The following is a 12,623-nucleotide window of genomic DNA, read 5'->3' as shown; positions in this document are numbered from 1 at the left end:
CAGTGGTTGCCTCAGCCCCGTGCCTAGCGGATGTTCGGGTCGAAGGTGAAGATCACCAGCGTGCCCAGAAGGATGGTGAACACCGTGGCGGTGTACAGCAGGCCCTTGAGCCACAGGCGCGTGTTCGGGCGCTCCGCGTAGTCGTTGATGACCGTACGGAGGCCGTTGGCGCCGTGCAGCATGGCGAGCCACAGCATCAGCAGGTCCCAGGTCTGCCAGAACGGGGACGCCCAGCGGCCCGCCACGAAGGCGAAGCCGATCTTGGAGACGCCGCCGTCGAGCACGAGCTGGATCAGCAGGTGGCCGATGACCAGGACGACGAGCACCACGCCGGAGAGCCGCATGAAGAGCCATGCGGCCATCTCGAAGTTGCCGCGGGTCGACCGCGGGGTCTTCCCGGTGCGCTTGCGCGGCGGCTCGATGTAGGGGGCCGGGTTGTCGACGTCGTAGACGGGCGCGCCCTCGACCTGGCCGATCCCGGAAGTCGTGTCAGTGGACATCTCTCGCCTCAGCTCCCGAAGACTTCACGGACGGCGTGGCCGAGCACGGGGTACAGGGCACCCGCCATCAGCACGATCCAGATGCCCATGACGGTCCAGAGCATCTGCTTCTGGTAGCGCGGGCCCTTGGACCAGAAGTCCACGGCGATGACGCGCAGGCCGTTCAGCGCGTGGAAGAGGATCGCGGCGACGAGGCCGTATTCCAGCAGCGCCACGATCGGCGTCTTGTAGGTGGCGACCACCTGGTCGTACGCCTCTGGCGAGACGCGGACGAGAGCGGTGTCCAGCACATGCACGAACAGGAAGAAGAAGATGAGGACGCCGGTGACTCGGTGAGCCACCCAGCTCCACATTCCTTCCCGGCCGCGGTACAGCGTTCCAGCCGGCACGGAAGAACCCTCCGGGAGCGGGGACTGGGGCCTGCCGGCTTGTGGGTGTCGGTCGGCCCGGCCGGGTACGGTCCACCGGCCCCGGCCATCGTAGCGACGTGTTGTCGGTTCGTTCGCCCGGGGTGTACCGGTGTGATCAAACAGGCAATCAAACAGCCTCGTACGGGCTACTCGCGGGCGGGCCCGTGCTACCGGCGGGCGTGCTCGCGCGGCTGCTCCGGCGCTGGTCCGGCCTGCGTGTGTCCGGTGAGCGCGTGGGCGAGCCGGCAGCGGGCGAGGGCGCGCAGCTCGTCGGCGGAGACCGAGCGCTCCTCGTCCGGCTCATGGGCGAGTCGCCGCCGGATGCCCGCCAGAACCTGGTCCAGGTACTCGTCCGCGCGGTGGCCGTCGAGGCAGATCACGAAGGCGTGCCCGAAGCGGCTCTCGTAGGCGGCGTGCGCGGCGGCGAGGGCGGTCTGCGCGGCCGGCGGGGCGTCCGGGCAGATGCCGGTCGAGGACTCCAGGGCAAGGGCCTCGTGGACATCGGCCGGGGAGAGGTCGTAGGCGGCCTCGTCGCAGGCGGCGAGGAGGGCGTCCAGATCGGGGTAGGGGCGGTGGGCGGCCACCCGCAGGGACCAGCGGTGGCTCCCGTAGCAGTCCAGCAGCAGCGCCTCGGCCGCCGGGGCGGGGAGGCGGTTGAACCAGGTGAGACCGGGCAGGGTGCGCCGCGGGGACGGTATGGCCGCGGGGGCGCGCGAGGGCGCCTCGGCCCGGGCCGGGGGCGCCTCGGCCGCCCGGGACTCCTCGGCCCGGGCCGGGTCCGGTGCGGGCGCTCCGGCCCGGACACGCCCGGGCGCGCCGGTCGGCGGGACCGCCCGGGTCGGCTTTCCGGCCGCCGCGGTCGGCTGCCTGCCCGCCGCGGTCGGCTCCCCGGCCGCCGGGGGCGTCTCGGCCGGGGCCGTTCTGGTCGCCGGGGCGGCCGTGGGAGGGGCCGTCGGCGGTCGTTCCGGCAGGGCGGCGGGCGTGTCGCTGGACAGCGGGGACTCCTCGTGGGGCCCGGCGGGACAGCCGGGAAGAGAGGTGCGGATGAGTTGCAACGCTATCGATCTGTGTCGAAAGCTGTCCGAAGGATGCGCGAATTTCACCCGGACGGGAGAGTTTGAACTCCTGGAATGGACGCGAAGGGTGGACGCTGAAGGGGGCACGACTGGCGGCTTTCGCCGCCTTTGGGAGGTCACGTCATGATCTGGGGCTCACGGAACGACGACCGGGGCGCGGAGCAGGGTGCCGACGGGCCCATACCCGGGCGGCGCGGGCGGGACGGTGTCTGCCGGCGCGGGTGGCTCGGTGTCCGCCGGCGCGGATCGGCCGGTGTCCGCCGCCACCCGTGGGTGCGTACGGGCGGCCCGGCGGTCGCCCTCCTCGCCGCCTTCTCCCTCACCCTCACCGGCTGCTCCGACGCGGACGACTCCGGCGGCCCCGGGAGCGCCGCCGCCCCGGACGAGGCCGCGCCCACCCCGTCCCCGACGCCCAGCCCCACCCGCAGCTACCCCCTCTCCCAGGCACCCGCCACCGTCCCCGCCGTCCGCGAGCACGAGGCGGCGCGCGGGCCCGGCTGGAAGAAGGCGGCGGGCTCCGCCGTCGTCGTCGCCAAGGGCAGCGAGCAGCTCGCCGACGAGGGACGGCTGATCGCCCAGGAGCTGGACCTCGGCTACCGGGGCGTGAACGCGGCCCGCGCCGGTGACGTGGAGCTGGCCCTCGCCGGAAGCGGCCCGGCCGAGTCGTACACCGTCACCACCCGCGACGGCCGGGTCCGGATCACCGGCCCCGACCAGGCCGGCGTCTTCTACGGCACCCGCACCCTGAAGCAGGCGGTCCGCACCGGCGGCGCGATGCCCGAGGGCGTGGTCCGCGACCGGCCCGACCGGCCGCAGCGCGGACTCAACCTGGACATCGCGCGCAAGCACTTCACGGCCGAGTGGATCGAGGACCGGATGCGCGAGATGGCCGACCTGAAGCTCAACCAGCTCGGTCTGCACTTCTCCGACGACCAGGCGTGGCGCATCGAGTCCGACACCCACCCCGAGATCGTCACCGACCCCCATCTGACCAAGGCCGAGATCCGCCGCATCCTGGCCCTCGGGGAGCGGCTGCACATCGACGTCTTCGGCGAGATCGACTCGCCCGGACACCTCGGCGCGGTGCTGCGGGCGTATCCGCAACTCCAGCTGCGCAACGTCCAGGGCGTGCCGCGACAGGGCGCGATCGACATCTCCAAGCCGCAGTCCGCGGAGCTGATCGACGAGCTGCTGCGCGAGTACACGGCCCTGTTCGGCGGGCGGTGGTTCCACGTCGGCGCCGACGAGTACCAGGCGCTGACGGTGAGCGACCCGGCCGCCTCCTACCCGCAGCTCGCCACCGCCGCCCGCGAGAAGTACGGCGCGGGCGCGGACATCCAGGACCTGGCCGAGGGCTGGCTGAACGACCGCGCGGCCGTGGTCCGCGACGCGGGCCAGATCCCCAAGGCGTGGAACGACGGCTTCTTCAGCGGGGGCACCGTCAGCCCGGACAAGAGCATCGAGGTCGAGTACTGGACGGGCAAGGAGTTCGGCGCCCGCCCGCCCGTGGAGTACCTGGCGGAGGGCCGCAAGGTGGTCAACCTCAACGACGAGTACCTGTACTACGTCCTCGGTGAGCCCAACCAGTTCGTCTACCCGACCGGCGAGCGCATCTACGAGGAGTGGACCCCCCTGGTCCTGCGCGGCAGCGACCCGGTCCCGGCCCGCTACTCGGACCAGATCCTCGGCGGCCGCTTCGCCGTCTGGTGCGACCTGGCCAACTCCCAGACCCAGGCCCAGGTCGCGGCCGGCATCCGCCGGCCTCTCCAGGCGACCGCGCAGAAGCTGTGGGACCCGCGGCAGCCGCAGCAGACCTGGGCGCAGTTCACGGCGACGGCGGACCGCGCGACGGGGTGAGGGGCGGTGGGTGGGCCGGGGCCGGCCCTGGACCGGGTCGGTCGGGCCCGGGTCGGTCGGGCCCGGGTCGGTCGGGCCCGGGTCGGTCGGGCCCGGGTCGGTCGGGTCTGACCACGACCCGGGCCCGGCGCCGTAGCGGGGCGGGCTGCGGCCCCTTCGCTGCGGCCCGGCCCCTCCGGGTCGGGGTTTGACCTGGGCCGCAGCCGTCCCTACCGGCCGGTAACGGAGTGGACGGGGACGGCCGCTCGGGCATATGTTCCGCTGGCGGCCGTGCCGGAGTGCGCGGCCGCTTTCCGTGCCGCGCACCGCTTGGGGAGAGCGGGAGTGCAGCGCCTTGCCACGTCCTCAGGGGGTACGCCCATGTCCACACCCACGCCCGCGCCTGATTCCGGCGCGCCGGGGCCCGACTCCGACAGCCTGTCGAAGTCCGTCCCCGAAGCGGCGCCTGTCCCCGCAGCGGCGCCTGTCCCCGCAGCGGCGCCCGTTCCCCGGCAGCCGCCCGTGCCCGCGCCGGGCCTGACTCCCACGCCCGCGTCCTCCGCCCCTTACCGGCCGCTCGCCTCACCCGTGGGCCTCGGCCGGGCGGTGGTGATCCTGCTTGCGCTGGTCGCCGTCACCGACGTGCTCGTGCTCGGAGCCACGTACAACATCCGGCGGCTGATGTCGGCCCTCGTGGACCGGCCGTTCGCCGACGTCACGGATCAGGACGCCGAACGGGCCGACAGCCTGTTCCTGATGGCGACGGTGGCCGAGATCCTGGTGTACATCGCGTCCGTCGTCCTCTTCATCGTGTGGTTCCACCGGGTGCGCAGCAACGGCGACGGGTTCGCCCCGGACCTGTTCACCCGCGGGCGCGGCTGGGCGATCGGCGGCTGGTTCATCCCGATCGCCGCACTCTGGATCCCCAGGGGCGTGGCCGCGCAGACCTGGACCGCCAGCCGCACCCACCCCTACGCGGGCGACGAGCACGAGCCCCGCACCCTGCTCAACCTGTGGTGGGCGTCCTTCGTCATCTCCTGGCTGGCATCCCGCTACGCCAGCCGCACCTGGGACAGGGCGGAGTCCCCCGAGGAGATCGTCTCCGCGTCCAACGCGGTCATGACCGCCTCCGCGATCGACGTCCTCGCCGCGGTCGTGGCGATCCTCTTCGTCCGCCGCCTGACGCGGATGCAGCACACCAAGGCGCTGGCGCTGGCGCTGGCGGGCGCGAGGGCCCCTGCGACGGCGACCGCGCCGGCTCCGGGGGCACCGGGGGCGACCGGCTGAGCCGGTTCCCGGCCAGCTCTCCGTGGTGAGAACGTGACGCGGAGGTATGGCGGAATCCCACCGCACTCCCGTAGGGTCAGGGCGGAGTTTCAGCCAGCGACTGACGAAATTGAGCCAGCGGGCGCGGGGTTGGCTTGCCCCGTCCGTGAGGGGAGGCGTCCGCATGACGTCGAGCAGCCTGTCGGAACTGATCGCCTCGGCGGACGAGCGCGCGCTCGCGGTGAGCGGCCTGGCCTGTCTGGAACGCTGCTTCCCACTGCTCGCGGACGACTCCGAGCCCTTGCGCCCCCTCTGGTCCGGCATCGCGGAAGGCGGCGACGGCTGGGCGGAACGTATCTCCGCCGCCCGTACCGCCCTCCCGGACGCCCCCGAGGGCGACCAACTCGCCACCCTGGTACGCCGCATGCTCGACGAGGCCCCGTCCGACTGGGCGGCCGGCCCCCTCGCCGAATGGGCCGCCCTCTGCGCCGCCCTCGCCACCGACGTCCACCGCGAGGTGGACCCGCTCGGCGCGACCGGCCCCCTGGTCGACGGCGAACTCCGCCGCCAGCTCGGTGTCCTGGACCTCACGGCCCAGGACCCGACCGGCGCGAGCCTGCGCCGCGCCCTCGACCTCTCCACCGAGGGCAACCGCGTCCTCCGCGCGGCGCTCTCGCGCAGGGCGCGGGCGGTGGGGCAGGCGGTGGGGGGCTGAGAGTGCACCCAGGGAGTGCATCCGCGAACTCGCGTGCCTGGCATCCCTTCTTCTCGCCGGTAAGGCCCCGGTACGTCTGCGTCCGGTATATCAGCTTCGTTTTCCCGGTCTGGTCTGACGCAGACGGTCCAGGCCATCAGCACCCGGCCTGACCCCTTGCCCGTCACCCTGACCAGCAGCGTCCTGTCCCCGCCGCGACCGGGTGTGGGTACCCATGTCCTGCCCGACCTCGTCCTCGAAGACGATCCACGCGCCCAGGAGCTAGGCCGACCTGTTACCCCGTGACCACTGCTCAGTCCTCCAACTGGTCACGGCCGTCTCATCGCGCTCGACGGCCGGTGGGCAGGGACTTGGGGCGACAGGCCAAGCCGGTGCAGCAGGTACGACACCCGCGCGGGGTGTACCGGTAGCCCAAACAGGCGGTGGATCAGTTTTGAGCCTCCGGCCAGGTCCACCTCTGGTCCTCGCACTAGCCGTGCGCGACAGGGTCGGCCTCCAAGCTCGGCCTGCACGTGCTCCGCCTGGGCATCGCTGAGCTGACAGGGAAAGCCGTGCCTTTGGAGGCCAGGGCCGCTCTGCCGTCGTCCCGCCAGGCCACGTGCCAGGCGTAGGCCGACCTCCGCGATACCCGTAACCTGCGAGCCCCCTCTGGCGGCCGCACCCCTTGCTCGAACATCCCTGCGGCCGCGAAGCTCGCTGCTTCGCGCTTTGCCCGCCCCACAGCGGTCAAGCAGCTGCCATCCGCGTACCTCATGGCGAGGATGCAACACCGCCAGCGCCCGCTGCCCCACCCTTTCAGCCTCAGCGTTGCCGCCAAGATGGCCCGGTGCCCCACCAAGAACCCTGGTGGGGCACCGACTCAAACGCTCAGAAGAGCTTCCGCCGCCCGCTGCGCCAAGCGCGAAAGGGATCTAGCGAGGGAATCTCCGAAGAAGCAGCTTCCAGGCCGGACAAGAATTCGTAAATCAATTCCGTAAGCATGATTTCCATCCTGGCGGAATCGATGTATTCAACTTCAGGAGATGGTTGCCAGTTGGTCCTCGAGTGACAGCGAAGTGCGTATGCTTCCCCCGCTAGCTCGAAGGTGACGGTCCGTTCTACGCCCTGCGAGTAGAAGTCGATCTCGCCGCGTCCATCCGATGCCAGCCCTTCCAGCAACTCCGGCAGCTGCTCCATCAGGGTTGACATGTCGTACGACACATCGAACCCCCAATCTTCACTGCCAAACCCTGCAATGTGGAACGTGCAGCCAATCTCTGACAAGATTCCACATGCCCGCATCACAAGGTACTCGTACTCATCGCTGTCTTCCAGGGGCTCGGAGGCCAGGGTTGACGTAGTGATTTCAGACGGTCGAGACAAGCTGAATTCGAAAGTCATTCCACTTCGCCTTCAAATTTCGCCAGTTTCACTCGCTTCCAGCTACGACGCTGGACCGAACACTGGATAGGCTGGCTTGTACAGGCCATTCCTGCTTGGAACGAGTAGAGCGGCCCGGGCGATAGCAGTTGTTCCATCCTCGAACACAACCTGACCCAACCCCTCCGGTATTCGCACAGTGCGAGCTCCTGCCCCATCAACCCAAACACTCTGCAGGAACTTAGCCGCTGCTTCATTGTCAGTCCAACGCCCCTGCGGCTCGCCCTTCTTTCGAGCGCGGTCCGCAAGCTGCGCCACGCTCTTTCCGTGATCGCTAAACGTGTGCCCAAAGGTCTTGACACTCTTGAATGACCAGTTGACGTTGCAGGGGAACCCGTCAGAATTGTGAACGAGTGCCGGAGTGGTGCCCGCCATCACATAGTACGTGTGCAGGCCAGGCCGTTCCTACTTGCTTCTTCGCAGGTCAGCGCGTAATTTGCGTTCCGCTGGTGTCCGTGGATGTGTGGGGAAATCCGTGGCTGTTGCCGTCGCTACTGCCATCAGAGCCTACGGGCGGCGGGGCCCGCTACTGCCATGCCCCGGGTTCGGCGCGGAGGGGGGGCGCGGGTGGTGCAGTGGCAAAAGTCGTGGCCCATCTCGGCGCAGTGCTCGGCAACCCGGAGAGCACTGAGCCGGCAAACGGCGACGGTGGCGAACCGCCGCTCCGCGCCGTCTCCGTCCGCTGACGTTGCCGCTGCGTCAACTACTGCCGTCACCCCACACAGAAGCCCCGCCAGGACATGCCTGACGGGGCTTCATATTCGCGCTTGCATGCCGTCACAAGCCCCAAGTGACCCCCGGAACTACATAAAGGCATAGCCCCCGGTTAAGCGCTCCCGGGAGGCTCTCCAGTCCAGTCAGGTGCTTCCCCGATGGCGCTCACCAACCCGCCAGCCAATGCAAGTGCCTGCTCCCGAAAGAAGCCGATCCTTTCATAGAACACCTCCTCAGATGGCATCATGGCTGGAGTAGAAACCAATGCCGCAAACAGTACGTGAATCTCATTTAGCTGGAACTCTGAATTCTGCCCGGCAGCCTTCTTTATTAGCTGTGCAGCGCTTACGCGATCGACACCGATGCGCACAATCGAAGGGCGATCCCCATCGGGGCGATCCGCGTGGAACATGAGCGTCTCGCAGATCAACTGCTTCTGCACTTCCGTCAACCGCAAGAGGACTCCATTGCGAGTCTCCGTGGCTGAAACCTTTACCCTCATGGCGTCACATACCTCCCACTTTCAAAGGCGTCCTGACTGTACCTAAAACCGTGGATGTTACGGCCAGTCGTTACAATCAGCACGCCTCGACTGGAGTCGTATGCCACACGCGATCCAGTCCTAGTATCCGTATGCGTCATCTTGCCTCGCCATGACGCAAAGTAGGAAGCCAACCCATCAGGGTCATGCCCGATACCAGGAAGATCGTGATCCGCGGCAGTAGAGGACCCGTCATGCATCCTCTGCACCTGGTAATCGACACCGTCGGCTACATCCGGGCCGTGCGCACTGTCTATTCGGTTATAGGTTTCGTCATCGAGCCCACCATTGACGGGATCCCTTCCATTGCAGTTATGGACGAGTACCGGCGTCGCCCCCGCCAGCACATAGTACGTGTGGAATCCATTGACGGTGAGGTCGTAGGCGTCCTGTGAGCTCTTCCAGTGGCTGACCTTCTCGATCGGAACGGCCGAACCGTCGGGCTGCCGCAGGGTGTCGTTGGGCTTCAGGTCTGCGGCGTCGACCCACTTCCCCTTGTTCTCCGACCAGAAGGGGTGGTGGTCGGTTGCAGTGATGCTGCCGCGCTCCCCGGCGAGTTCGACGTCTGTGAAGTTCCGGTCGTCCGGGGTGTGTATTGTTGCGTCTACTGGGCGCGGTTGAGTGACTCCAGTCTTGGGATCAGTGGAGATTACTTGATCGCCCAGAGCGATTTTTTCGATCGAGCGGGTTGTGCTGTCCCCCAGGACGACTTGCGTTCCGGCCGGGAAGCTGTGCTTCTTCTTGGTGGGGCAGTTCGACGGCGTTTCGTGTCGCCTCTTTCGTGCTCCCTTGGCTATTTCTTCGATCTTGTCGATTGCTTTGCCCAGCAGCTTAACTTTGCCGAGTGGCAAGAGTTGCCCGAGAGCCATTGCGCATCCAGCAAGCGCTGGGTCCTCTATACACTTCTGGATGTCCTCGGCGCCGATCAGTGCCCATGCTATAGGGAGTCCTACTTCGTAGATCTTCCCTACCTGCTGATTGCGTGCCGACACTTCCGCGCAGTCATCCCATCGGTGCGACCTGGGTATCAGGACGACGCACTTGTCGTCGGCGGCCTTTCGGCCCGGCGCGCGAGCAGCATCCTGCTTCGCCTTCTCGTCGGCGGCCTTCTTCAGTTCTTGCGCGATCTCCTTTTCGAGTTCGCGCTTGACTTCCTCCCAGGCCTTGCCTGCCATTGCTGTGGCGTCTTCGGCGTTCTTGCCGGCATCGAGGGCGGCGAATCTCGCTTCATCGGCGGCGTCGCCCGCATGTTCTGCTGAAGTCCGGGCGTATGCTGCGGAGGCTTCCGCCTGTGCGGCTGCGTTCTCTGCCGCGTCTGCCTCTCGGTTGGCGCGGTCTGCGGCGCTGCGAGCCTTGCTGGCGGATTGCTTGGCCTGCGCGGCGCTGCTTTCTGCGGCGTTGGCGGCCTTGTCGGCGTCGTCGGCGTACTTGTCGGCCTTCTTGGCGGATGCGCTGGCTGCTTCGGAAGCATCCTGTGCGGCAGCGGCTGCGTTGTTGGCGCGTGCTGCGGCAGCCGCAGCGAGCCAGCGGTCCTGGTGGGCCTTCTCGGCGACGAGGGAGGCTTCAGCGATGAGGCGAGAGACCTGGGCCGTGTGCTGCTGGGTGAGTTTGTCCTTGCGGTCCGCCGTGTATTGCCCGACCGTGACGAAGTGGTGGACTTCGTCGGGGGTGCCGGCCAGGGCTATCTGAGCCGCCGCCTTGACCTCCGGACCGCTGTCGGCGTTGCCGTAGAGCTGGGTGGCGGTGACGGACTCGTCTGCGAATCGTGCCGAGTACTGGCCAACCTCAAGGAATCGGGCCAGCGCGATGCCGCTGCCGTCGTCGAGTGCGGCAAGGGCTGCTTCCTTGACCCCTGGACCGCCGGAGTTGTAGAGAGCGGTGGCAGCGACGGCCAGGTCGGTCTTGCCGGCGGTGTACTGGCCGGTGTTCCGGAACGTTCCGATGTCGGTGAGGCTGCCCTTGAGTGCGTCGGTGGCGGCCTTCCGGACGGAGGGATAGGGGCTCAGGTGCTGTAGTTCGACGACCTGTTCACGGACGTCGCGCTGCTGTGCTTCCGGCCAGCCGGTGCTGAGGTAATCGAGGACGTCCTGGTCCCTTCCTGCCAGTGCTCTGGCTGCGGCGTCCTTGCTCACGGGGCCGAGGATCTTGAGGGCCTGGAGTGCGAGCTTGCGACCCTTGTCGGCAAGGGCTGCCTTGTCCGTGTCGGGTTCGTCCGCTTCGGCTGCGAGAGCCCGTGCTGTCGTGTCGAGGGAACGCCGGTCGGCCTCCTGTTCGGCACTGTGGCTGACGGCGCCGTACAGAAGCCCCTGTCGGCTGCGTGCGCGCTCGACGGCCGCCTCGGTCCGTGTGGTGAGGTCGTTGGCCTCGGCCTTGCGGGCGATGTCGAAGGTCTTCTTGGCCGTGGTCACCGCGTTGGCGGCGGTTTCGTATGCCTTCTTGGCAGCACTCGCGTGCTCGTTCGCCTTGCCTGCCTGGTTGGCCGCCTCGCCGGCGTGTTCTGCGGCGAGGTTCGCCGCCGCGGCCGCGTTGCGCGCATGGGTGGCGGCATTCTTCGCGGCTGTGCGGGCCTCAGCCGCGGCTGCGGCCGCGACGTCGGCCAGATCGGCGGCCCTGGCGGCCGCGGCGTTGGCGGCCTTGGCGTGGCGGCGCGCTTCGGCCGCGGCGGCCCTGGCGTCGGCGGAGTGCCCGCCTGCTGCAGCGGCGTGGTCCGCGGCCGTGCTCGCCGCGTCAGCGGCGGCGTTCGCGTTGGCGCCGGCGCTGCCTGCGGCCCGGACTGCGGTCGCCGCGGCGGCTGAAGCCTTGCTCGCCATGTCGGCTGCTGCCGCGGACCCCTCGGCCAGCGTCGCGGCCATGAGGGCGGTCGCGGCGGCGGTCTTCGCCGCCGCAGACTTCGAGGCGTCCTTGCCTGCGGCGATCGCCGCGTTGTACGCCTTGTTGGCGGCGTTGGCCGCCGCGGTAGCGGCCGACGCGGTCTGGGCGGCGGCGAAGGCTGCCGTGCGCGCCGCCCGGTTGGCTGCGTCCGCCGAGCCGATGGCCTGCTGCGCGGCACTTCCTGCAGCGCGGGCGGCGTCGGCGGCCTGCTGCGCCTTGACAGAGGCGGTCCTGGCGTCGTTCTTGGCGCCCTCCGTTTCGCGGGCTGCGGTTTCGGCGGCCTTCTTCGCGAGCGCGGACGCCGCAACCGCGCGCTTCGAGGCCTCTTCCGCAGCCTTCTTCGCGTCCTCGGCCTCCTTGCCGGCCTGCTTGGCCTGCTTGGCCAGCTGGGCGATGGTCGTGTGTTCCTGGTCGCGGTTGCGGGCCACGTGCTGGCCGACCGCGAGGAACTCGGCGATGTCCGCCGGTGTGCCGTCCAGGGCGAGAAGGGCCGCAGCCTTCACGTTGGGCCCACCCGAGGCGTAGAGCTGGGTGGCCTCGACCTGGTCGTCGGCGCGCTGGGCGGTGTACTGGCCTTCGTTGAGGAACTTCTCGCGATCGGCCGCCGTACCGTCGAGCGCGGCAACGCCTGCTTCCCTCGTACCGGCCCCGCCGGTGGCGATGAGGCGCGTGATCTCGACCTGACGGTCCGCGTCGAGCGGCCCCTGCCACCCGGAGACGAGGAACGTCTCCAGTTGCTTCGGAGTTCCACCCAGGGCCTCGATCGCGGCTTCGCGCACACCCGGGCCGCCGACGGCGACCATACGGGTCGCGGCGACGGAGTCGTCAGCGAACCGCACTGCCTCGACTGTCGCGAAGAAGTCGCGGATGTCCTGGTCTGAACCGAGGAGAGCTCTCTCGGCCGCTTCCCTGACGCCGGCTCCGCCGTCTTCCCAGTGGTTGACCACCGCCATCCGGGCCCAGTAGTCGACGACCATCTCCGCTGGATCTTCGGCGGCTGACACCGATGCAGATCCGACCAGGCCGACGGTCAGTGCGGTGGGCAGGAGCAGGGCGACGTTGAGTCGTCGTAGTAGCGATCTTCCGCCTATTTTGGCGAATTTTCGCCCTATCGGGGGGCGTGATCTCATTGGGAACTTGTCTCCGTCATCAGGATTTCGGGCGGGACTCCAGCACCGGTGCAGGGTTCACGTACTGCAGGTGGGCCGGTCAACAGGGCGCTGTCGTGGCGCATATGACGGCCACACACCAGAGCTTTCCATGATCCTTACATAT

General features: G+C 68.8%; 10 protein-coding genes. 3 read left to right on the top strand and 7 right to left on the bottom strand.

The window, feature by feature from the left end:
* Positions 1–23: 23 nt before the first annotated feature.
* From C593_RS0111060 to C593_RS0111050, 3 genes are all read right to left on the bottom strand, one after another.
* Positions 24–500 (bottom strand): succinate dehydrogenase hydrophobic membrane anchor subunit, encoded by a 477-nt coding sequence (locus C593_RS0111060; RefSeq protein ID WP_018847368.1) that lies wholly within the window; start codon positions 498–500, stop codon positions 24–26.
* 8 nt (positions 501–508) lie between these two features.
* Entirely contained in the window at positions 509–889 is a 381-nt protein-coding gene (gene sdhC / locus C593_RS0111055; protein WP_078521393.1) for a succinate dehydrogenase, cytochrome b556 subunit, read from the bottom strand.
* Between the two features lie 188 nt (positions 890–1,077).
* Entirely contained in the window at positions 1,078–1,965 is an 888-nt protein-coding gene (locus tag C593_RS0111050) for a 2-oxo-4-hydroxy-4-carboxy-5-ureidoimidazoline decarboxylase (RefSeq protein ID WP_018847366.1), read from the bottom strand.
* Positions 1,966–2,109: 144 nt separating this feature from the next.
* Between C593_RS0111050 and C593_RS0111045 the strand changes: the two genes are divergently transcribed.
* The 3 genes from C593_RS0111045 (at position 2,110) to C593_RS0111035 (ending at position 5,803) form a co-directional block, all read left to right on the top strand.
* A complete protein-coding gene (locus C593_RS0111045; RefSeq protein WP_018847365.1) occupies positions 2,110–3,843 on the top strand; it encodes a beta-N-acetylhexosaminidase in 1,734 nt (577 codons plus the stop codon).
* A 585-nt stretch (positions 3,844–4,428) separates the two neighbouring features.
* Positions 4,429–5,109, top strand: coding sequence for a DUF4328 domain-containing protein (locus tag C593_RS29425; RefSeq protein ID WP_158686826.1), 681 nt, complete (start codon positions 4,429–4,431; stop codon positions 5,107–5,109).
* A gap of 163 nt (positions 5,110–5,272) precedes the next feature.
* Positions 5,273–5,803 (top strand): hypothetical protein, encoded by a 531-nt coding sequence (locus tag C593_RS0111035; RefSeq protein WP_018847363.1) that lies wholly within the window; start codon positions 5,273–5,275, stop codon positions 5,801–5,803.
* Positions 5,804–6,111: 308 nt separating this feature from the next.
* Here the strand turns inward: C593_RS0111035 and C593_RS33695 are convergent, their stop codons facing one another.
* The 4 genes from C593_RS33695 to C593_RS29420 form a co-directional block, all read right to left on the bottom strand.
* On the bottom strand, positions 6,112–6,258 hold the full coding sequence (locus C593_RS33695) for a helix-turn-helix domain-containing protein (RefSeq protein ID WP_486591113.1): 147 nt from the start codon (positions 6,256–6,258) through the stop codon (positions 6,112–6,114).
* A 412-nt stretch (positions 6,259–6,670) separates the two neighbouring features.
* Positions 6,671–7,183, bottom strand: coding sequence for a hypothetical protein (locus C593_RS0111030; RefSeq protein ID WP_018847362.1), 513 nt, complete (start codon positions 7,181–7,183; stop codon positions 6,671–6,673).
* A gap of 865 nt (positions 7,184–8,048) precedes the next feature.
* Positions 8,049–8,387: a hypothetical protein gene (locus tag C593_RS32990; RefSeq protein ID WP_158686825.1), complete on the bottom strand. Its 339-nt coding sequence runs from the start codon at positions 8,385–8,387 to the stop codon at positions 8,049–8,051.
* Between the two features lie 47 nt (positions 8,388–8,434).
* Positions 8,435–12,325, bottom strand: a complete 3,891-nt coding sequence (locus C593_RS29420) for a polymorphic toxin-type HINT domain-containing protein (protein WP_020610287.1) — start codon at positions 12,323–12,325, stop codon at positions 8,435–8,437.
* Between the last annotated feature and the right edge of the window lie 298 nt (positions 12,326–12,623).

Source organism: Streptomyces sp. CNT372 (assembly GCF_000377145.1).
Note: the sequence above shows the minus strand (reverse complement) of the source record. Positions and strands in the feature narration are given on the sequence as shown.